This window comes from Sporosarcina sp. So3-204 (assembly GCF_058068165.1).
The window spans coordinates 414,482-436,678 of sequence record NZ_CM176485.1 but is presented as its reverse complement, the minus strand read 5'-3'; the positions used below and the strand labels follow the sequence as shown (position 1 = coordinate 436,678).

23 protein-coding genes are annotated in these 22,197 nt (G+C 38.0%); all 23 read right to left on the bottom strand.

The genetic code is table 11. The features are described 5' to 3' along the window. Window positions 1-19: 19 nt before the first annotated feature. The 23 genes from AC3RV6_RS02120 to allB all read right to left on the bottom strand — a co-directional run bounded on the left by AC3RV6_RS02120 (window position 20) and on the right by allB (window position 22,178). On the bottom strand, window positions 20-649 hold the full coding sequence (locus AC3RV6_RS02120) for a TetR/AcrR family transcriptional regulator (RefSeq protein ID WP_489747829.1): 630 nt from the start codon (window positions 647-649) through the stop codon (window positions 20-22). 19 nt (window positions 650-668) lie between these two features. Beyond that, the gene (locus tag AC3RV6_RS02115; RefSeq protein WP_489747828.1) at window positions 669-1,808 is read right to left on the bottom strand and encodes an acyl-CoA dehydrogenase; all 1,140 of its coding nucleotides are present in this window, start codon (window positions 1,806-1,808) and stop codon (window positions 669-671) included. A 297-nt stretch (window positions 1,809-2,105) separates the two neighbouring features. After that, entirely contained in the window at window positions 2,106-3,242 is a 1,137-nt protein-coding gene (locus AC3RV6_RS02110) for an acyl-CoA dehydrogenase (RefSeq protein WP_489747827.1), read from the bottom strand. 34 nt (window positions 3,243-3,276) lie between these two features. Further along, window positions 3,277-4,128 carry a 3-hydroxybutyryl-CoA dehydrogenase gene (locus AC3RV6_RS02105; protein WP_489749164.1) on the bottom strand — a complete coding sequence of 284 codons (852 nt, stop codon included), beginning with the start codon at window positions 4,126-4,128 and terminating at the stop codon, window positions 3,277-3,279. Then, window positions 4,118-5,332, bottom strand: a complete 1,215-nt coding sequence (locus AC3RV6_RS02100) for an acetyl-CoA C-acetyltransferase (protein ID WP_489747826.1) — start codon at window positions 5,330-5,332, stop codon at window positions 4,118-4,120. The genes AC3RV6_RS02105 and AC3RV6_RS02100 overlap by 11 nt, the downstream gene beginning before the upstream one ends. A gap of 328 nt (window positions 5,333-5,660) precedes the next feature. Then, window positions 5,661-7,808 carry a (Fe-S)-binding protein gene (locus AC3RV6_RS02095; RefSeq protein ID WP_489747825.1) on the bottom strand — a complete coding sequence of 716 codons (2,148 nt, stop codon included), beginning with the start codon at window positions 7,806-7,808 and terminating at the stop codon, window positions 5,661-5,663. A gap of 568 nt (window positions 7,809-8,376) precedes the next feature. Then, window positions 8,377-9,093: a class I SAM-dependent methyltransferase gene (locus tag AC3RV6_RS02090; RefSeq protein WP_489747824.1), complete on the bottom strand. Its 717-nt coding sequence runs from the start codon at window positions 9,091-9,093 to the stop codon at window positions 8,377-8,379. A 99-nt stretch (window positions 9,094-9,192) separates the two neighbouring features. Next, window positions 9,193-9,396, bottom strand: a complete 204-nt coding sequence (locus AC3RV6_RS02085) for a hypothetical protein (RefSeq protein WP_489747823.1) — start codon at window positions 9,394-9,396, stop codon at window positions 9,193-9,195. 80 nt (window positions 9,397-9,476) lie between these two features. Further along, window positions 9,477-10,037: a cysteine hydrolase family protein gene (locus AC3RV6_RS02080; RefSeq protein ID WP_489747822.1), complete on the bottom strand. Its 561-nt coding sequence runs from the start codon at window positions 10,035-10,037 to the stop codon at window positions 9,477-9,479. 97 nt (window positions 10,038-10,134) lie between these two features. Further along, a complete protein-coding gene (locus tag AC3RV6_RS02075; RefSeq protein ID WP_489747821.1) occupies window positions 10,135-10,311 on the bottom strand; it encodes a hypothetical protein in 177 nt (58 codons plus the stop codon). A gap of 103 nt (window positions 10,312-10,414) precedes the next feature. Beyond that, window positions 10,415-10,609 (bottom strand): hypothetical protein, encoded by a 195-nt coding sequence (locus AC3RV6_RS02070; RefSeq protein ID WP_489747820.1) that lies wholly within the window; start codon window positions 10,607-10,609, stop codon window positions 10,415-10,417. Between the two features lie 377 nt (window positions 10,610-10,986). Further along, entirely contained in the window at window positions 10,987-11,781 is a 795-nt protein-coding gene (locus tag AC3RV6_RS02065; RefSeq protein ID WP_489747819.1) for an SDR family NAD(P)-dependent oxidoreductase, read from the bottom strand. 51 nt (window positions 11,782-11,832) lie between these two features. Further along, window positions 11,833-12,846 carry a helix-turn-helix transcriptional regulator gene (locus tag AC3RV6_RS02060; protein ID WP_489747818.1) on the bottom strand — a complete coding sequence of 338 codons (1,014 nt, stop codon included), beginning with the start codon at window positions 12,844-12,846 and terminating at the stop codon, window positions 11,833-11,835. A 1,000-nt stretch (window positions 12,847-13,846) separates the two neighbouring features. Beyond that, window positions 13,847-14,209, bottom strand: a complete 363-nt coding sequence (locus AC3RV6_RS02055; protein WP_489747817.1) for a DUF4181 domain-containing protein — start codon at window positions 14,207-14,209, stop codon at window positions 13,847-13,849. A gap of 146 nt (window positions 14,210-14,355) precedes the next feature. Further along, a complete protein-coding gene (locus tag AC3RV6_RS02050; RefSeq protein WP_489747816.1) occupies window positions 14,356-14,712 on the bottom strand; it encodes a nuclear transport factor 2 family protein in 357 nt (118 codons plus the stop codon). Between the two features lie 502 nt (window positions 14,713-15,214). Then, on the bottom strand, window positions 15,215-15,487 hold the full coding sequence (locus tag AC3RV6_RS02045; protein ID WP_489747815.1) for a YesK family protein: 273 nt from the start codon (window positions 15,485-15,487) through the stop codon (window positions 15,215-15,217). 89 nt (window positions 15,488-15,576) lie between these two features. Continuing rightward, window positions 15,577-15,819 carry a hypothetical protein gene (locus AC3RV6_RS02040; RefSeq protein ID WP_489747814.1) on the bottom strand — a complete coding sequence of 81 codons (243 nt, stop codon included), beginning with the start codon at window positions 15,817-15,819 and terminating at the stop codon, window positions 15,577-15,579. Window positions 15,820-15,929: 110 nt separating this feature from the next. Next, window positions 15,930-16,493, bottom strand: a complete 564-nt coding sequence (locus AC3RV6_RS02035) for a DUF6434 domain-containing protein (protein ID WP_489747813.1) — start codon at window positions 16,491-16,493, stop codon at window positions 15,930-15,932. Window positions 16,494-16,589: 96 nt separating this feature from the next. Next, complete coding sequence (locus AC3RV6_RS02030) at window positions 16,590-16,814, bottom strand: hypothetical protein (protein ID WP_489747812.1); 225 nt, start codon at window positions 16,812-16,814, stop codon at window positions 16,590-16,592. 1,076 nt (window positions 16,815-17,890) lie between these two features. Continuing rightward, window positions 17,891-18,064: a hypothetical protein gene (locus AC3RV6_RS02025; protein ID WP_489747811.1), complete on the bottom strand. Its 174-nt coding sequence runs from the start codon at window positions 18,062-18,064 to the stop codon at window positions 17,891-17,893. Window positions 18,065-18,362: 298 nt separating this feature from the next. Beyond that, complete coding sequence (locus tag AC3RV6_RS02020; RefSeq protein ID WP_489747810.1) at window positions 18,363-19,049, bottom strand: DUF3888 domain-containing protein; 687 nt, start codon at window positions 19,047-19,049, stop codon at window positions 18,363-18,365. Between the two features lie 483 nt (window positions 19,050-19,532). Further along, the gene (locus AC3RV6_RS02015; protein ID WP_489747809.1) at window positions 19,533-20,729 is read right to left on the bottom strand and encodes an NAD(P)-dependent malic enzyme; all 1,197 of its coding nucleotides are present in this window, start codon (window positions 20,727-20,729) and stop codon (window positions 19,533-19,535) included. A 54-nt stretch (window positions 20,730-20,783) separates the two neighbouring features. Further along, complete coding sequence (gene allB, locus AC3RV6_RS02010) at window positions 20,784-22,178, bottom strand: allantoinase AllB (RefSeq protein WP_489747808.1); 1,395 nt, start codon at window positions 22,176-22,178, stop codon at window positions 20,784-20,786. Between the last annotated feature and the right edge of the window lie 19 nt (window positions 22,179-22,197).

Here is a 22,197-nt window from a genome sequence, read left to right as displayed (position 1 = left end):
ATAAAACTTACACTTCGTTTTAGTCTCTCACTAAACCAGCAAATAGCTGATCTGTTTGTATCCTTATATAATCTTCAATTGTATAGGATGAATGAAAAGCCCATCTTCTAAATGCCCACATTTGTCCTTGGACAACAACATGATGTGCCGCTATTTCGATGTCTTTCGGTTTAATGCGAAGTACACCTGTTTTTGCACATGCATGTAGTATATTTTCAAAAAGAGCGACCATTTCCATCTCTTTTTTCAATACATATTGAAGCGCTTCTTTCGTCAATGATTTAGACTCCTGATACATGACAACAAATTCATCAGACATATCATCAATTAACTTGAAATAAAGATTAATTGCAGTTTTAAAGCCTTCTATTGTTCCCGGTTCCTCTTTCTGGGTAATAGATACAAGTCGATCGCTCACCTTATTGTAAATATCGTCACAAACGAGGAACAAGACATCTTCTTTTGTTCTAATATATTCATAAAGTGTGCCAATACTGAAACCAGCCGCCTTGGCAATTTCTCGAGTTGTCGCTCTGTGGAAACCTTTTTCCCTAAAAAGTTTTACCGCGCCGCGCACCATTTGTTCACGTCGCATTTCAATTAAGTTCTCATCTTTCACAGAAGATTTCACTTCACGTTTTATATCCATCATGCACCACCAAACTCAATCAATTTGTCAGCATGCGTGAGATTACGAGGCGCTGTATTTCCTGCGTGCCTTCATAAATCTGTGTAATCTTCGCATCCCTCATGTAACGCTCAACAGGATAGTCTTTCGTGTAACCATAGCCACCAAATACTTGAACCGCTTCAGTCGTTACTTTCATCGCTGTATCTCCAGCCATTAGTTTAGCCATTGCTGAAGCTTTCCCATAAGATAAGTTATTCGACTCAAGCCATGCAGCCTGATAAGTAAGAAGTCTTGAAGCTTCAATTGCTGTTGCCATATCCGCTAATTTAAAGCTAACGCCTTGATTAACCGCAATCGATTTCCCAAACTGTTTGCGATCCTTCGCATAGTTTACAGATGCATCTAATGCACCTTGTGCGATACCAACCGCTTGTGCTGCAATACCATTACGTCCACCATCTAGTGTTTTCATCGCAATTTTAAAACCATCGCCAATTTCTCCAAGTATATTTTCTTTAGGCACGCGACAATTGTCAAACATGATTTCTGTTGTAGGCGAAGAACGTATCCCTAGTTTTCTTTCTTTCTTCCCAACAGAAAAGCCTTCGAAATCCTTCTCAACAATAAACGCGCTTGTTTCAGGACGGGCTCCGCTTGAATCAGTCACAGCGAATACGATATAAATATCCGCAATTCCACCATTTGTAATGAAGATTTTAGAACCGTTTATGATATAGTCATCGCCGTCTACTTTAGCCGATGTCTGCATGCTTCCAGCGTCTGATCCAGCTGATGGCTCAGTTAATCCGTATGCACCAATTTTTGTTCCTTCTGCCATTGGACGAAGATACTTCTGCTTCTGTTCTTCTGTTCCATATTTAAATACTGGCCAACCTGCAAGTGATGTGTGTGCAGAAAGTGTTACACCGGTTGAAGCACAGACGCGTGATAATTCCTCAACTGCAATTACATACGCCAAGTAGTCGCTACCAATTCCACCGTATTCTTCAGGCCATGGAATACCTGTTAAGCCTAGTTCAGCCATTTTTTTGAAAATATCCATATCAAATCGTTCTTCTTCGTCTCGTTCTGCGGCAGTTGGTGCTACTTCTTTTTCTGCAAAGTCGCGCACCATTTTACGTATCATTTCATGTTCTTCAGATAGTTTAAAGTTCATTATTGTTTTCCCACCTTATTGTTTTTATTTGCTATATAAGTACAATTAAACATTCTAGCTCTCTGAAAACCGTTGATTTCCGTTTCAATCGGACGCTTTCCGCGGGCATGGCTTCAGCCTCCTCGTCACGAAAAAAGAGTGCTCTCAAACGCTACGCTTTTCGGTCGCAAAAGCCGTTCTACGTAACGGCTCTTCCTGCGGGGTCTTCGGCTCATGCTATTCCCGCTGGAGTCGCCGATTTCCACTCCAATCAACTAGTATGTCAATTAACATAGATAGATCAGTTCAACACAGATACTAGCTCAATAGTTTTTTACTAATTACAATACGCTGAATCTCGCTCGTGCCTTCGTAAATTTCCGTTACTTTTGCATCTCGGAAATAACGTTCAACTGGATAATCTTCTGTGTAGCCATATCCGCCGAATACTTGAACTGCCTCTATTGAATTGTCGACAGCAGTTTTTGATGCAATTAATTTCGCCATAGAAGCTTCTTTCCCGCATGGCAATCCTTCAGCTCGTAACCAAGCGGCACGGTAAACGAGTAATTTTGATGCTTCAACGGCAGTTGCCATATCCGCTAGTTTAAAGGCCACGCCTTGTTGTACTGAAATTGCCTTGCCAAACTGCACCCGTTCTTTCGCATAGTTTGTTGCCGCCTCAAGGGACGCTTCTGCGATACCTAGAGCTTGAGCCGCGATGCCAATGCGCCCGACATCTAAATTAGCCATTGCTATTTTAAAGCCTTGACCTTCTTCACCAAGAAGATTGCTTGCCGGAACTTTCATATTCTCAAATATTAATTCAACTGTACGAGAACCGTGAAGGCCCATTTTCCGTTCGTCTTTACCTATGATCAGCCCAGGTGTATCTTTATCCACAATAAAGGCCGATATGCCGTATGTTTTTTCTGCTGGATTCGTGGATGCGAAAACGATATAAACATCTGCTTCCCCGCCATTTGTAATGAACATTTTAGAACCGTTCAGCACGTACTCATCGCCATTTTTTACGGCACGTGTTTTTAGTGAACCTGCATCAGAACCTGAAGATGATTCAGTTAGACAAAAAGCACCGAGGTATTCTCCGCTCGCCATTTTCGGTAAGTAGTGCTCTTTTTGTGTGTCATTCCCATATTGTATAATCGGGTTTATGCCAACGGATGTGTGAACAGATAAAATTACACCTATGACAGCACTTACTTTCGACAATTCCTCAATTGCTAAGATATACGAAAGAAAATCCATTGCTGCTCCCCCGTATTGCTCAGGCACCGTAATGCCCATTAACCCAAGCTCGCCCATCTTCTCAAGAATCTCTCTAGGAAATTCCCCGGCTTCCATTCTTGGAATAAAAGGCTCTATTTCAGTTTTCGCAAAATTACGTACCATATCGCGCATCATTCGCTGTTCTTCGGTTAATTGTAAATCCATCTATTAAACACTCCTACTTGTTCGAATCAAAATTTTAACGATAGTCATAGAATCCACGACCTGATTTCTTACCTAGCCAGCCTGCTTTCACGTACTTTCTGAGCAGTGGACAAGGACGGTATTTAGAATCTCCAAATCCTTCATGCAATGTTTCCATAATATATAGACAAGTGTCGAGTCCAATGAAGTCTGCTAGTTGAAGCGGTCCCATTGGATGATTCATACCGAGTTTCATCACTTCATCAATCGCTTCTTCTGTTGCCACGCCTTCATAAAGTGTATAAATTGCTTCGTTAATCATCGGCATTAAAATTCGGTTTGCGACAAATCCAGGGAAGTCATTTACTTCGACCGGAACCTTTCCTAACTTCTTCGTCATCTCTTCAATTGATTGATAGACATCATCTGCTGTTGCCAGCCCGCGAATAATCTCGACTAATTTCATTACAGGAACAGGGTTCATAAAGTGCATACCAATGACTTTTTCAGGTCTATTTGTTGCAGCTGCAATTTCTGTAATCGGAAGTGATGATGTATTTGACGCCAAAATCGCATGTGCTGGCGCAATTTTATCAAGCTTAGCGAAAATCGTTCTTTTGATTTCCATATTTTCAACAGCTGCTTCAATAACGAGGTCAACAGAAGACGCATCAGCTAAATCAAGTGATTTTGTAATACGGCTTAATGTATCCGCTTTCTCCGTTTCGTTCATGCGTTCTTTTTCGACATTGCGTGCTAAGTTTTTCGTAATTATCGCAATCCCTTTATCGTATGACGCTTCACTTATATCATTTAGCAAAACCTTATAACCAGCTTGTGCACATACTTGCGCAATTCCGGCACCCATTTGTCCAGCACCTATTACCATTATCTCCTTAATTTCCATCATTAGATCCCCCCGTTTTTGGTACTTCAATCATGATTGCATCGCCTTGACCGCCACCTGAACAAATTGCCGCAATACCAATTCCACCACCACGACGTTTTAGTTCATAAGCAAGTGTTAAAATAATCCTCGCACCACTCGCACCAATCGGATGACCAAGCGCAACTGCTCCGCCGTTAACATTTACTTTCTCTGGATCTAATTTAGCAATTTGCGAACTCGCAAGCGCAACTGCAGCGAACGCTTCATTTATTTCAAATAAATCAATATCTTCTAGTGTTTTACCTGTTTTATTTAGCAAACGATTAATGACAAGACCTGGTGTTTGTGGAAAGTTTTCAGGTTCAATCGCTACTTCTGCATGACCAATAATCGTAGCAAGCACTGTTTTACTTTCAGATTTTGCACGTTCATCACTCATAAGTACAAGTGCACATGCCCCGTCATTTATGCCAGGTGCGTTACCCGCTGTAATTGTACCGTCCTTACCAAATGCCGAACGTAATTTCGCAAGTGTTTCAAGAGAAGTATCACGCCTCGGCGCTTCATCTGTTTCGACTATTAATGCATCACCGCGTCGTTGTGTAATTTCAACTGGCACAATTTCTTCTGCAAATAAACCATTATCAATCGCATTTAGTGAACGTTCATGACTGCGCAAAGCCCAAGCATCTTGCGCTTCACGTGTAAGTCCAAATTCAGCCGCTGTTTTATTGCCGTAAGTGCCCATATGGACACGATCAGGTGAGAATGAACAAGAGAGCCCGTCATAAATGAGGCCGTCTATTAACTGGGCATCACCCATTTTCAAGCCGAAGCGTCCTTTTGGTAAATAATAAGGTGCGTTTGACATCGATTCCATACCACCCGCAACGATTACTTCTTCATCCCCAAGGCGAATCAACTGGTCTGCTAACGTGACACTTCTCATACCAGAAGCGCAAACTTTATTGATTGTTTCAGTTTTAACTGACCAAGGAAGGCCCGCCTTTGTCGCAGCTTGTCTTGATGGGATTTGCCCTTGGCCAGCTTGTAGGACTGTTCCAAGTATTACTTCATCAACTTCATCTGATTTCACGCCCGTGCGTTGCATCGCTTCTTTAATCGCGATACCACCTAGATCGCTTGCTGAAAGGGTTGCTAGAGAACCACCGAATTTACCAAAAGATGTACGTGCTCCATCAAGAATGACTGTTTTCCTCATCTGAATCGCCTCCACTTTTTGTAATTAAGTATTTTATTTAGTAGGTATAAGGTAATGATTTGCCGATATGTATGTCATAAGCGTCGATATAATCTTGTAACTGTCCGATATCTGCTCTAAATCCGCCGATATAATTGCGAAACTGTCCGATATCTGCTCAGTATCCGCCGATATAAATCTAAGTCTGTCGGATATCCGCGATGTTCCCATTAATCCCAATGACTGAACGCTCGCTCGACTACTTGTTAATGAAAAAAGAGAGCGTAAACACTCTCTTTTAGTTATTCTAATTGTACAACAATACTGATAGTTCAGCAATATGATTCTCCTATTGTACCATTAATTCTACTTCTTCTGTAGCAGGTTTAAAATCTTCCCCAAAGATTGAACGCTCCAACAGTTCAGCGATGTCGTAAGTGCCAATCTTATCGTCTACTTCTTTCGCCTTCGTTCCGTCAGACAACATTGTCAAGCAGTATGGGCAACCCGATGATATAATGCCCGGGCTTACTTCTATTGCTTGTTCTGTACGCGCAACGTTAACGCGGTGACCTGAATCTTCTTCCATCCACATGAGTCCTCCACCAGCACCACAGCACATCGCGTCTTGTTTATTACGTTTCATTTCAACAAGATTGACGCCTGGAATCGCTTTTAGGATTTCACGAGGTGGATCATAGACATCATTGTAACGGCCTAGATAACAAGAATCATGGAACGTAATCGTTTCATTAATTGGATGTTCAGGTTTTAAAATCCCTTTTTGCACGAGGTCAAATAGCATTTCCGTATGGTGAACGACTTCTGCTTTAAAACCGTAATCTGGGTATTCATTTTTAAAGATATTGTAAGCATGCGGGTCAATTGTAACAATTTTTGTGACGCCTGCTTTTTCAAATTCTTGAATATTCGCTTCAGCTAGTTCTTGGAATAAAAACTCATTACCGAGACGTCTCGGTGTATCTCCAGAGTTCTTTTCTTTATTGCCTAGAATTGCGAATTTAACGCCTGCTTTATTCATGAGGTGAACGAATGATTGAGCAATCTTTTGTGAACGATTGTCGAATGCACCCATTGAACCTACCCATAAAAGGTACTCGAACTCTTCACCGGCTTTATTTAATTCTTTTACAGTTGGAATATGAAGATCCGGTCGCCCGTCGCGCCATTTCTCTTTCTCTTTACGATTCAAGCCCCATGGATTTCCTTGACGCTCAATATTCGTCATTGCGCGCTGTGCATCAGGATCCATTTTACCCTCAACCATAACAAGATGGCGGCGAAGATCAATAATCTTATCAACATGCTCGTTCATAACTGGACATTGGTCTTCACAGTTACGACAAGTCGTACATGCCCATATCTCTTCTTCTGTAATGATATCGCCGATTAATGAAGGGCTATAAATATCATCCATCGTCGCGCCTTCAAGTCCTGCTGCAAAAGCAATTTGGTTACCTTCAGTGTTTTTGAACATTTGTGCGGGTACCCATGGTTTTTGTTTCGTCATCAGTGCGCCCGTATTCGTTAAATTATCCCTAAGTTTTGTAATCAAATCCATTGGAGACAGCATCTTACCTGTTCCAGTTGCTGGACACATATTCGTACAGCGACCACATTCAACACAAGCATAAAAATCAATCATTTGTAATTGTGTGAAATCCGTTATCTTACCAACTCCGAGAGCCGGCATATCTTCTTCTGTTTCAGCATTTTCCATCGCTTCAAAATCAATCGGGATAAGTCTACCCACATTATCAAGACGGTGAAAATATGTATTCACCGGACCTGCGATTAAGTGTGCATGCTTCGATTGCGGCACATAGATTAAGAATGTTAATAGAATTAATAAATGAATCCACCAACCTATGAAAAATACAGTAGCTGCTGCGATTAATGGGATACTACCAAATACAAAAGCAATGGAAGACGCGACAGGCTCAGTCCAAGTCAATTCATGCCCTTGCCAAATCATATTCATTCCGTTCGCTAAAAGTGTCGATAGCATTAAGCCACCGATAAAAATAAGAACAAGTCCAGATTTCCAACCGCGTTTCAAACGAACAAGTTTTTCAACGTAGCGGCGGTGAAATGCCCAAACGACTGCGACTAAAATGGTCAGTACGACAATCTCTTGAAAAAAAGTAAATGCGCCGTAGATAGGTCCTAATGGTAAATGTGAACCTGGCTTTAACCCTTTCCATACGAGGTCTATTGCGCCGAATTGTACAAGTAAGAAGCCATAAAAAAACATGACGTGAATCGTTCCACTCTTTTTATCTTTCAACAACTTTTTCTGCCCGAAGACATACACCCAAATGTTGCGTAGACGATCAGCAACATTTTCATCAAACTCTACCTTGCGTCCAAGCTTAATAAATTGGTACCTCGTTTTTAATAGATGGGTGAACAAAGCAAGTGCGTATGTAACAACGCCTAAAAATAATATCCAATTGGCAATTAGCAATGGGTTCATTCTTCCTCTCCCCTTTCTTGTAATGACTCTTTGTTCTCTAGTGTAGTAGATAATTGTAGTTCAGTCGATACTCTATTTTCTATTGTAAAATATGAATGAGCATTCAGTCAATGAAAATTTTCAAAAGTTTCGTTATTTTAGTGAATTTTGTATTCGGATAACATTGATACGTATTACAATTAGCAACGCCGTTAATTTCCGTTCCAGGCGGACGCTTTCCACTACAATCAACCAGTAATGGGTAATTGTTTAAAACCCATTATTAGGATATCTCATTATTCATAAAAAAATAAAACCCGCAAACAATATTAACGGGATCGGTTGATGGTTAGAAAAACGACAATAACAAGTCAAATAACAACCTATTTAGCATGCGTTTTATACATGAATTAACTATAGAAAAAGCAAAAGAAAACGCACAAACTATTACGCCTGTGCGTTTTTTACTTACCGTATTTCCTAATATAAATTTCGTATCACTTGTTCCACAATCATCCCCCGATTGCTTTATAATGGCCGGTATTTTATTTGTTAGCGTGCTCGGCTGACATACGGAGAAACCCCTTATTTATTTTACACCGTGAAAAATAAATGATTTTGTTACCTCAGTTGCCTGTTTAAACTCCCAATCTCCATAGGTTTGAATTTGTGAAAAACCTACTTGGTGTAATGATTCATAAATCTCTTCTTGGTTTCGGAATCTTAATTGCATTTTTTCACGAATAACTACTTCATCCGTACGTGCATTTTTCACAGTTTCATAAAACGTAAATACATCTTCTACGAACCCCTCGTATTCCGTCCAAATTTCAAGAGGTTCACCGCTCAGCTGATCCGTTGCAACATCAGGAGTTTGATCCTTTTCCCACTGTTCCCATGCTTTCGCTAATGGATTACGTGTATCAAAAATAAAGTGCCCTCCAGATTTTAATGCTCGATATACATCTGAAATGACGTTCTGCCAACTATCCTCTGTAAGAAATACTTGTGCAACATTTGCAGTCATAATTACAGCATCGAACGCATTTGGTTGTAAATTTGTGCTATCACCAACAATCCAAGTCACTACGTCTGGATATTCCTTACTTTTCGCATATTCAATCGCTTCTTCATTCGGGTCAATAGCTGTAATATGATATCCTACTTTCGCAAAATGAGTTGTCAGTCTTCCTGTTCCACAACCCAAATCAGCTATTTTTTTAGCATTTACCTTATTCAGGAGCCCTAAAAAGAATTCATCGTCTTTGCCCCAGCCATTAATTTGGTCATATACTAATGGAATCATTTATTTACCAACTTTCTAAATGAAACTTTTTTCTTTTATTTTTTCCGCAAAGTGGCCCGTTAATGGCATAAAGTTTGTGCCATAATCGCACCCAATTGCTTAAAAGTTTACCTCTTCTTTTTCTCTTTTTCGCCATTTCATAAAGACAACTAACTCTCCAATTATTAATCCAAATGAAATAGCGAAAATTGCAGTTTTATAATCTGGTGTTTCAAATATAAGTCCACCAATAAAAAATCCAATTAAAAGGAAAACAAATACAGATATAAAATTCATTACTCTTTTCTTTAAGTATTCCGTCATAATAAGCACCTCCAATTAACAATTCCCAAATATTGAAATTGGGGCAAATCCTTGTTCCTGAATAGCACACGTTAATAGAGTTAGACTAGAAATTCATTAATCAATTGATTTGTTGTAAGTACCTTAGCAAATTCATCATTTATTGTAGCTAAAGATACATCGTGTATAGTTTGAGCATCGTAGTATATATTATTTTGATCCTTCAAGCCGAAAGCAGCTGTTGCATCAGAAATCAAATATGTTTCAAAACCTAAATTGCCACTCATTCTTGTAGTCGTTGACACACAATGCGGCGTAGTCAAACCAGTAATAACAACTTGTGATATTTCATTGTCTTTTAAAAAACCTTCCAGATTTGTACCAATAAAGCTACTGTTTACTTTCTTTTCAATGACTACTTCTTCACCAATAGGTTCTACTATTTCTTTAATTGCAAAACCTTCATTCTCCGGATAAAATACTGAGCTAGGATTATCGGAAGTATGTTGTATATGTATCACCAACCAGTCCTTCTCCCTCCATAATTTTAGGATATGACTGATATTTTCTTCCGCGTTGAGGTTATTGCGTTCACCCCACTTTTTGTTTTCGAAAGCCTTTTGTACATCAACTATAATTAATGCCTTTTTCTTTCCAACCATAAGATCACTCCTGTATTTTAATTTTTCAATAATCATGGCCCCTTTGCGATATTGGCGCAGTTACATGTACAGCAATCGCCTTAATAGCTATATACAATTAATTCTTCCTACTTTTTTGAAAAGCCAATACCACTGCTCCTACTAAAAACACCGCTCCAATTATGTTCATAATTTTACTACCTTGCACTCCTAAATTATTACTGGTAATAGAAAGCATAAGTCCCCCTAATACTGCAAAAGAAACTATTAATATTTTCCACCAAATAATAATCAACTCCTACTATTTATTTCAAGAATGCAATTCAACACTAATGACAAAAAACTATCTGACTTTTATATAGTTCATGGGCAAATTCTTATGCGAGAATCGCCCCCGTTTATTGCACATATTTATTGTCAGGAGATTTCGATTCGCCTTTAACAAATATCATAGAAATTAACATAATAATGCCTATAATCCCTACTATGAATTCAGCGATGTAAAAGTCAGAATCTCTTATTAAACGAATAAGAAATCCTCCACCAAAGATTATTGTCATACTCATACCAAGAATTAGAAATGCAGTTTTCATTGCTTCACCTCCAAGCATAAACTATTTCGCAAAATGGCCCTATTACTGAAAAGGGTGCAGTTCCTCTTCAAGAAATGCCCTCGATTATTGTTGACATACGAAATCAACATATCTACTATATTGTACCAAAACTCCAGCAAGTTATCGGACTCCTCTTGAATGATAAATTGAATACCTTATATTTAAATGAACTCATGCAAGAAACAATTACACTCTCCAAATAGCAATGTTGAAAAACCCACACCTAATAATAGACGTAGGTATAAATTGAAAGGTACCTGTGTGTGAAACTGACATGTATACTAAACAAACACGATAGTTTCTTTCATAGGTACCTTCTTCTTTTCTTTTTTTCTAATTCTCGAAATAGAAGAGTGTTAAAAAATAGTCGGTATCATTCCCCCGTCCATACGGATTGGGGACCCTTTAAATGCGGATGAATAAGGACTACATACAAATGTAGCGAGTCTACCTATTTCAATTGGCTTGATAAATCGCTGTATTTCAGATTGGGGTAGATTTTTAGTCATAAAGTCTTTCTCTTTTTCCGAAAAAGTCATATCTTCATTAGTGTAGATCCCCTCTATTATTTTTTGTACATTTTCAGACAACGTTGGTCCTGGCATGATTGTATTGACTGTAACTTCTTTTCCTACTGTTAATTTAGATAAGCTTTTTGACAATGATAATAGCATGGACTTTGTCATACAATACTGAGGCATTTGTCCCGATGGCATAATTGCTTCTTCACTCGCGATAAAGATGATGCGGCCATAATCTTTATTCATCATTTTAGGTAAATAAAATTTAGATAATCCATTTGCAGCAAGAACATTAGTACGAAAATATTTAATCCATACTTCATCGTCAACGTCCTCATATTGCATAATTTCATAAATACCCATATTGTTAACTAAAATATCAATATCGGGGTACTTTTCGAATAAATCCTCTCTTTGTTGAACATCCACAATATCGGCTGTAGCATTTTGAGGAGAGGTAGCAGGGAAATCGGATTTAATTTCATTTACAATTTGTTCTACCTCTTCATAATTCCGTCCATTAATTAGAACATTAACACCTTCTTTGGCAAGTTCAATCGCAATTGCTTTACCTATACCTTTCGTCGACCCTGTAACTAATGCTGTTTTATTGTTTAATCCCATATCCATTATATATTTCCCCTTTTAATCCAGTTTTCAATACTTACTTTCTAGACAAAATTAATTGATTGGGCTGGTACCTACATGTTCAATACGCCAGTTTGAAGGAGTATCACCTTCCCAAAGGTGGAAGGCGCGATAGAACGAGTTTTGGTCTTCATATCCAATCAGAAATGCCACTTCTTTAATATCAAGCGATGAATCTCTCAAGTACTCTCGTGCCTGATTGTGTCGTGTTTGAGTCAACAGACTCTTGAAACTTGTCCCTTCTTCCGAAAGCCGGCGCTGCAAGGTACGATTGCTCATGCCGATTTCTCTAGCAATAGTCTGAATGTCTGGGCGACCTCCTGCTAGGCTATGTTTTATGATCCACTTGACCATCTCTGTGATTGAGCGACTATCTTGTTGCTCACCTAATGATTGATCCAGTACGGGAGTCAGAATTTCCAGTAACTCTGCATTATACGAAACAAAATAACGGTCCAAATCTCTTCGATGTAGCGTCAACCGATTGCAATTCGAACCCATCCGGACAGGGCAGCCGAAGTAATCTTCAAGTGTCTTCACATCGCCCATTAGGTGTGAAAATTCGACAAAATTCGCCGTCAATGGTTGACCCGTTCCCCGACGCCCTAGCTCCAAGAGGAACGCCAACGTGATACCCACGAGTATCGGCGGACCGGGTTGCTCGGTATACGACCATTCCAGTTCGATTGTACAGCGCTCGCCTTCCTCGGTAATGCGTAATTTTTCAGGAGGACACAGTTGTTTGTACCGGGCAATTCGGTTTAGAGCATCGCGGTAGTCACGAGCGTGATAAGCCGTTAAAACGGACGGTGGATAATGTGCTGTTTCAAAGGCGGTCGCAAGCTTAATGATACCTTTGGAAGTATCATCCACGAGATTGGAATACGCCTGCCAGATTGCGAAGTATTGGGCAGTAGTGACAACTGGTTCAGTAATAATAGTGAGCGGTAGTCTTGCTTTTCGAACCACGTCTTGGGCTGCAATTCCTAATTGACGTAACCCATCCCAAAATCCTAACGGCATTTTAATACGACTATTGATCGTCATACATACTGCCTCCTTTAGCTATCTACATAATCACTAATTAAGATTGTGTCTTGCCGGATTAATTATAATAGTAACTTCCCATTGTCATTCTGTAACTAGCAAAGGACGACATTCACCTTGCTAATCACGCCAAATTCTTGGATTTGCAATAGGTACCCTTTTGGCGCTAATTGAAGTACGCTAATTCAAAATCCATTTTCACTCTTGTATGGCTTTTAGGATATTTATAAAACCCTAAATAAATCGACACTTACAATTAAGGTGGCACAATTTCAAAGTTATGCCACCTTAATTACGTTGAAAAAGACCAATAAAAGGAGCGGTCCTTCTACTTCAACTGCCATCGATTGAGGATTAACAAAACGATACTCGTAAAAACAGGAACAAGTAGTATATAGCCGGAACGAACGTTATAACAAGCCCTACGACCTTCATACGCTTCTTAAATTGTAATGAAAATCCTATACCCCATAAAACAAATAGCAACATAAAGTATCGTCTGTAAACTGGTGTGTCGGTCTCAGCAAGCCCTAACTATTGTTTTACCCATTTCCCCACTCCCTGCTTTATTTGCTATCACCTTATTCATCTTTTCTATTTTCCCTAAATAACACATTGATAATGTAATCAATAATAATGCCGTATATTAACCACAAGAAAAAGTGCACAAAAAAGCCTGAAAAAAGGATTTTAAAATTTTCGTTATCATACAAAAAACCATTACTATTAAGCAATCCAAATACTTTTGTTAGCAAGGGATCGAAGGCGAGCACTATGTCTTTAACTGGGTTCCACAACAATTCAAATATGTAGTGAACGACTGCCATTACAGGTAACCAAAACGCAAAACGTTTTAACAGCGACATAAATTTCTTCCCCAACTTTTTGCATAATCTTCTCTATTGCCAATGGCATCGGTTTTCAAGAAAAGGCCCAGATTGCAGCCCTGTCCTTATGCATTAAACGCACCCAGATTCTTGAATATCTACGCAGGTTTTCATCAGAATATCTTAAGTAAATATTCCAGGTTGTACATTATAATTACACTTAACAAAAGAAAAGCAAATGTGACTATATGTTTATTAGAATTCCTCAGATATCTCCATTCTAAAATAAATTGAAAACCAAATACTACCATGACGAAAATGGTGAAAAACCACTTCGTTATATTCGTATTCTCTCCCACGACAAAAGGAAGACAACATAATGAAATGACTGCTATAATACCTCTACCCCATTGGTCGATTCTTTTACCAGGTGTTTCTGCAAGACTCTTTTTTTCTACACTAAACAACCTGTTCAAGAGCTTTTCTAATAGTAAAACTACAATTATTAAAATTATAAAAAGAAAAAGTAACTTCACTATACTCCTCCCAATCCTAATATCTTTATTAGTTAAATTAAATATAAAAATGGCTCGATTAAGGTACTAACCTTCTACCGTTAAAGCACCCGATTACTTTAGAACAGCACTTCACATTCTAATCCAATGTTCTTTGTGAAAACATATTAAGTAGTAGGGGTTCCCTGGCGGAACATCATTTGCCATTTACTTTCGCTTAATTTCCAAATAGAACTTCTTAGCACAAGTTTACTATCGCTATGTCTCAATGTTCGATACGTTGCTAAAACAACGTCTGAGGATAATAATTTGATTTTAAAGTTTGTAATTGTGATTTGATTTGTACTAATAGGCGTAACCCTATTGTTAGCCGCGTCAAGTTGTACCTTTTTATCATATACGCTTCCAGAGCTTCCAAATTCCATAAAGTCATCTGCAAGAAGTGTGTTTAATTCTTCATATTCATAACTCATCAACTGCTTTTCAAGTTGAAGAATACGTTCTTCAAATAAAGAAGGTTCCATCAGAATTTCCCCCTTATACTTCTTTAGCTTTGGATTAGATTGTGGCACAGATGTGTTCAATTATCGCCCCCGTTTGCGGATTACCAAAAAACTACCCAACGTATTGAAGAATCATCAGATATAATGCTATACAAAGTCCTAAAATACTTGCTTTCATTTTAACTGGATGGTTCCTTTCACTACGAAACAAATAAATGAAAACTACTATAAATCCCAAGGGAAGCCATAGCTCAAAAACCCCTTCCTCTGTACTGCGAGAAAAAACTGGAGTAATCCAAGTGCTAATTAGAAAGTAAAAGAAAATTGTGAAACGTCGTGTTTCTAATTGTTTGCTCCACCTTACTAAAAGAATAATTATTATAATTGAGATAATCGTAATAGGGAAAGAAGGTAGAACAATGGAAGCACCGTTTCCAATATTGAATTCCATCCTGATTTGCTCCTTTCTAGCCCGATTGAATGCCAGCCCTTATGCAGTTATCGCACCCGTTACTTGAGTAAATCATCTTTGTTTTTTAAAAGTAATACCAAGAACGGTGCCTATCCATATTCCTATTAAAATACAAACTGTAACAGCTCCTACTCCCAGACCTTCCCATCCACCAATAAAAACTATGCTGTAAATAACCGCCACGATGCAGATTAAACTTAAAACGTTGGAAACTTTAAACAACGTTTTCCTTGAAACTTTAAGGGATACAAGGAAAATGACAATAGCAAATGCTATTCCGACTAGTAATATGGGCGTCCATCCCTCTAACATAAAAGCATCCATTTAATGACCTCCTATTTGATAATATGGCCCGATACTTGCACAACCATGTTCAGTTAATGCCCCCGATTGCTGGTTGAACAACTCATTATCTAGAAAATACCATCAATCTCTATTAAGTTCCATACTTCCTTTATTTGTTTCCCATCAAGAATAACTTTTCGAAGTAAATCCTCGCCATCTTCTCCTATAATTTCACTTGCAGGATCATAGAACTTCCAAAACATAAATCTACCTGTTCCAGCACCTATATAGTAATTTTCATTTCTATAAATAAAATGAATCTCTCTTCCTGTATCTAAGTCTTCAATAAATTCCTCGTAACTGTAATTCATTCGTTTGAACTCCTTTAATTAGCCCAGTATAGGAATCGGGGGCAATTCTTCTTAAAGAATTGCCCCCGATTCTGTAATAGCACTTTCCGGTACTAGTGATGCGAAAATATTTATCCTTTATATTTATTGTTACCCGGTAAAGCTTTAATAACATTCCAAGCTTGAATTGCATTTTCTCTGTTTTTATCATTGTTTTTGGGATCCGCAAAATAATCTCTGGTAAATTGATTGTATTCAAATTGTGAACCTATTTGTCTTTTATAGGATGGGTCTTTTTTTCTTTGCTCTTCCTCATACCATGCATCAATAACATCCTGATATGTTTTCCCTACATTTTCCTTGAAATAATTTTGAATATATGTAGAGAAATGAAATTTAGGAATTACTGATTTAAAGAAAGCTCTAACTACCTGACTACAACGATGATTTTCTATAATAACCGTATCTAAACTTAACTCATCCAATTTTATTTCTTGCAAGGAAGAACTTCTTTTCCTCATTGGCTTTTGAATTTTTCCTGTTTCAAGAAATATAGAAATTCTGTCTGTGATTTCAATTTTGGAACCAGATGCACCCATACCATGTTCTTTGCAAAAAGTTTGTAATTCTTCTTTCAACCAATAAAAGTCTCGAAATTCATTTGCTTTTAATTCTTTTTCTAATTCAGGTCTCACTTTATAGCCTACCCCTATTTTATATTCTATTTATATCGTAAAATGGCCCGTTACTGAAAAGGGAGCAAATCCTTGTTAAAGAATTGCCCCCGGTTATTAAACTTCTTGTTTTTTATACTTTTTGCTTTGTAAAGCAAAGAAAGCCCAAATTACAACAAGCAAAATTACGAAGCCTTTACTTGCTTCAATAGGTCTGCCTAAAAGCCATCCTACAACATCTGAACCAAACAATGACATCAACGTTAAGGCAACCACAAGAATAATTGAATGTGTTATCAACTTAGGAAATCTAATCATTGATACTTCAGGAAAATTAAACACTTATAAAACCTCCTAACGATTTTTTATCGTATTAGATTTACACACAAGCATACTTTTTTTCGTAACTGACTCCTCAAAATGGCCCGATTAAAGCACAAAGCTTATGATAGTGATAGGTAAGCCTTTGAAGTTATCGCCAGCTTTTCCCCCACTTCACACCGTACGTGAGACTTTCACCTCATACGGCGTTCCAACTAATCCAAATCAATTCAATCATCAACACTTTATGTGTCTCAAGTCTTCCGTTTCAATAAGTCGGTGCCTTCCGTGGAAGGTGAACCTCTATTAGTCTTACAAGAACCTTATTAACCGATAAAGATTTGTCTAACATGGTTGAATGAATCTTTTACTAGTCTAGTGGCTATCCCTCCACGTTCATTACACGCTTCGACGGTACTGTGCCACCACTTTCACTGATATGAAGAAAAGTTATATAGTCGCTAGTCTCACGACTATTTTCCTTTTCAATGTTTCACCGGGAGTAAGCCCTCCACGTTATCAACTTACAACGTTGAATTATATCTATTATAAAGCAAACTTAGGTGCTTCCTATGAGCCTGTTAGCATTGCATGTGCCTGTAACACAAGATGGACTTTCATATTCTCGATTCTTACTCATCCACAGCTAACCCTACATCTGGTAGTAAATACATTTCTATATAACGTGCGTCTAGACCCGTACATTCAGAAGTTCGTCAGCAATACAGTATCTTATTGTATTTACATTGCATTCTCACCCTATTTGTTCAACCCAAGCATCATGATTTACACCACCCCATCGGGTAGGCTTTCGTCAGCCAAACTGTTACGGTAAATTCTCACGCCTATTAGCCGAGCTTATAACACGCTTTTCCTTACTAATCCGCGTGCTACTCGACGCAGGGGAAGCCTTTCAGAGTGTTACCTCGTCATTCGACTTCTCGATATAACCCTTTAATTTTAGAAATCTAAAACTACCTGATTTTCACCGAAATTGTGTGACCACATTTCATTTGAATCAGGAACGTTTCGCACCAAGAAATGCACCCGATTATGGGACTCCATTTATAATAGTCTTATTGAAAATAAGCATCCCATTATTTAGGATGATTGTTGTTTTTCTTTCCTCTTCCAACTAAAACACCAACATAGATAATTCCAAACCCTATGATTTTCATAATTGCATTTCCTAAACCGCTAATTTGATCCATTGTTAATCCCATTAAAAGAGCACCAACCAGAATAAATGGAATAGCGATAAACCATCTCAAATTATTCAACCCTATCTTTGTATTGTCTATGATTAAATAGTCTTTTTTTAACAATCTTAGCTCAATAACGAAAAAAGCGGATTTTTTCAAAAATCCAATTTACTATATTCCAGATTTAAATTATTATAGTGATAGGTAAGCCTTTGAAGTTATCGCCAGCTTTCCCCCCACTTCACACTATACGTGCGACTTTGGGCAGATTGCGATATAGACGAAATCCCTTATAAAGCAATCGCACCCGATAAAAGAATAAGTAATTAGTCTAATGCCTGCGTTAGCCCAAAACAGAAATTTAAATTCAATTAATTTCTAAAGGCATTTTTTCGATATTCGAAATATCTTTATGTTCGTATTTTACCACTTCGAAACCTGGTATTTGCAATGTAATTATATCGAAACCAAAAGGGGGCATTATCGGTCCTTTATAAGTAATAATTTGAATTGTTACGTTGTACTTATCATCATTTTCATTCCAAGTAATATCAGTTATTCTTTCAGAATAAAAAAGCCTTTCCTCGCCATAATATGATTTTGTCGCCTTTAGTATCTCTGGTCCAATCGCTCTCAAGAATGCCTTTTCAAGTATAATTTCACTACCAACATTAGGGAGTTTTTTTTCTTCCCTTTTAATTACTTTCCATTGGTCGTTTTCTTTTTTTAACGTAAATAAAATATTCAATCCGTCCAACTCTACTGCGTGTATATAAGCAAGATCGCCTTTCACATATATCCTTGGTTCTTTAACCCATTTCCGTACATCTGATGTTAATACATTTAAAACAGTTTTACCTAAAGGGGTAATTTGTCCTTTATCATTGTAAAATGGAAAATCTCCAAAGGTATATAATTCTTTAAATCCATTTAAATTGACATCAAAAAAATACTTATTTATAAAATCTTGACTGGGTGTTTCTTGTTTTGCAAAGACAACAGTATTATTTATGAGAAATAAGATACAAAAAAGGACATAGAGTTTTTTCTTCAATAAAAACCACCTACCTTTTCTTTATAGGTATCTTTCCCGAATTTTCTTCAATTATAATGCTCTTTAAACTAATACCAATTATTTCAAACCACCTTTTTTCACAAGAAGTTATTCGATTATTTGGCCCGTTTATTTAATAAGTTGTCCTCTTACAATTTATTTTAGCACAAAATACCTTATTCCTTTCAAGGTTTTCAATTAATTCAAAATCCTTTTCAAGGAAGCCATTTCACCCACCAATTAACAAGCATATTAACAACGTAATTAGCAGTGGCACATAAATTTATTTGCCACTGCTAATTCGTCCACCATTTTAATACGATTTACTATCGATAATCGCCTTAAGCAATGATACAACAACAAAAAAATAGGGACACCAATTCATGTGCGAATTGAGTCCCTATATGCCATGCTCTTTAACGTTTTCTCCCCATGTACCGAACCCGTTAAATCAATCTGCGGGTTTTGTTACTATTATGATTTTTATACTTCAAGTGGTTTTGCAACTGTCTGCGCTACGCCTGACTCGATTGCTGCTCTAGAAACAGCTGCAGCAACATGAGTTGCTACTCTTTCATCGAAAGGTCTTGGAATAATATATTCAGAACTTACTTCATCATCTGATATAAGTGAAGCGATGGCATATAATGCCGCCACTTTCATTTCGTCATTAATTTGACTTGCGCGCACATCTAAAGCGCCGCGGAAGATACCCGGGAAAGCCAAAACATTATTTACTTGGTTCGGATAATCTGAACGACCCGTTGCAATTACCGCTACGCCAGCTTTTATTGCATCCTCAGGCATAATCTCTGGAATTGGATTTGCCAAAGCAAACACGATTGGATCATTTGCCATTGTTTGAATCATCTCAGCCGTAATTGCGCCTGGAGCCGATACACCAACGATTACGTCCGCACTTTCAATTGCACATGCTAATGAGCCTTGTACTTGATTACGATTCGTAATTAATGAAATTTCGCTTTTTATTTTATTCATGCCTTCTTGACGATTTTCGTAAATAATACCTTTCGTATCACAAACAAGTACGTCTTTTACGCCTAATTTAACGAGTAACTTTGTGATCGCTATTCCTGCAGCTCCGCAACCATTTATAACGACACGAATCGTCTCTAGTTTCTTGTTAACAACTTTAAGCGCATTGACTAATCCTGCAGCAGTAACGATAGCTGTTCCGTGTTGATCATCGTGAAATACGGGAATATTACATTCCGCTTTCAAGCGTTCTTCAATTTCAAAACAACGTGGGGAAGAAATATCTTCGAGGTTAACTGCACCAAATGTTGGCTCAAGCATTTTAACCGTATTCACAATCTCATCCACATCTTTGGAGTTAAGAACAAGTGGAAAAGCATCAATATTTGCAAACCTTTTCAATAACAAAGCCTTTCCTTCCATAACGGGTAGTGAAGCTAGAGGACCAATATCTCCCAAACCTAATACTGCAGATCCATCGGAAATAACGGCTACTAAATTACCTTTAATTGTGTAATCATAGACAAGTTCTTCATTTTCAGCGATTGCTTTACACGGTTCTGCAACGCCAGGTGAATACGCTAGACTAAGGTCATATGCGTTGTCCATCGGTACTTTTGAAGTTATTTCCATCTTTCCTAACCCTGCTCTGTGAAGGTCTAATGCTTTTTGATTCATATCCATTTTCTCACTTCTCTTTTCTATTTTGGATAGGCTGTTTTTAGCAACCTTCATTTGTTATTTAGATGGCGTAACTAAGTTCCCCAATGGTTCACTAATTATTTCGCCGTCTTTCATAACGACTGTTCCCCTCACAATTGTCATGACTGGAACACCTTTAATGGGTACACCATCATAAGCTGTTACTTTGCTCTTACTATGAAGTTTTTCTTTTTGAATAGCCGCTCTTTTATTCATATCCACAATTGTGAAATCTGCATCTGAGCCAACTTGAAGTGCACCTTTTTGAGGATAAACACCATATTGTTTCGCAGGATTGGTTGATAGAAGTGAAACGACTTTCTGGAGCGTCAACTTTTTGTCTGATACGGCATTTAGCATTAAAGGTGCTAATGTTTCAACGCCACACATACCGGCTGGAACCGTCCACAAACTGCCTTTCTTTTCCTCTTCCGTATGCGGTGCATGATCTGAACAAACGAATGAAAGGACACCATTTGAAATACCTTCCCATAACTTGTCTTGGTCTTTTTGGTATTTCACCATTGGGTAAACTTTCATAGATGGGCCAATTTCATCATAGTCTTCATTTGTTAAAAATAAATAATGAGGACATGTTTCAGCAGTTATTGGGTAACCTTCTTCTTGTGCTTGCTGAATTAGTTGGACACCTTCTGCTGAACTTACATGAAGTATATGAAGTCTTGTTCCTGTTTTCTTGGCCATTGAAATGCCCGTTTGAATTGTTAGTTCTTCAACTAAGCTCGGTCTAGAAGCAAGGACAGTTTCGTAATCGTCTTTCCCTGTCGCTTTCATTACTTCAGTTAAGTGATTAATGACATCACTATTTTCCGCATGAATAGCAAAGGTCTGGCCTGTTTTCGCAACTTCTTCAAGCATTCTATAAACTTCACCGTCATTACAAGGCGGAATGACGTCTTCCATACCTTCAACATAGTTATAAATTAGTTGGTAAGTATTTTTATTTACGGCATAGCCCCAAAAGTATTTAAAACCAATGACGCCTGCTTGATGGAGCCCTTCGAGATCCTTAACGTTCAAATCTCCTAAACAAATTCCCCATATGCCGAAGTCTACATGTGCTTTACTTTTCAAGTTATCCACTTGTTTATAGAAATTTTCTTTATGATTCACCGGCGGATTCGTGTTCGGCATTTCAAATACCGTTGTAATCCCACCAGCAGCGGCTGCTTGCGTCGAATGATAGAAGTCCTCTTTGTATGTTGCTCCACCATCACGTGAATGTACGTGGGTGTCTATAAGGCCAGGCAAAACATATAAACCAGTTGCGTCTGTCGTTTTTTTCGCTTCTCCGCCTAAAGGAATTTTGGAAATCGCACTAATCTTTCCATCTTTAATATATATCGTCGCTTGATATTCGTCTTCAGCTGAAACGATGGTGCCATTACTAATTATATGGTCCCAAATCATATTTTAAACACCCCCTTTA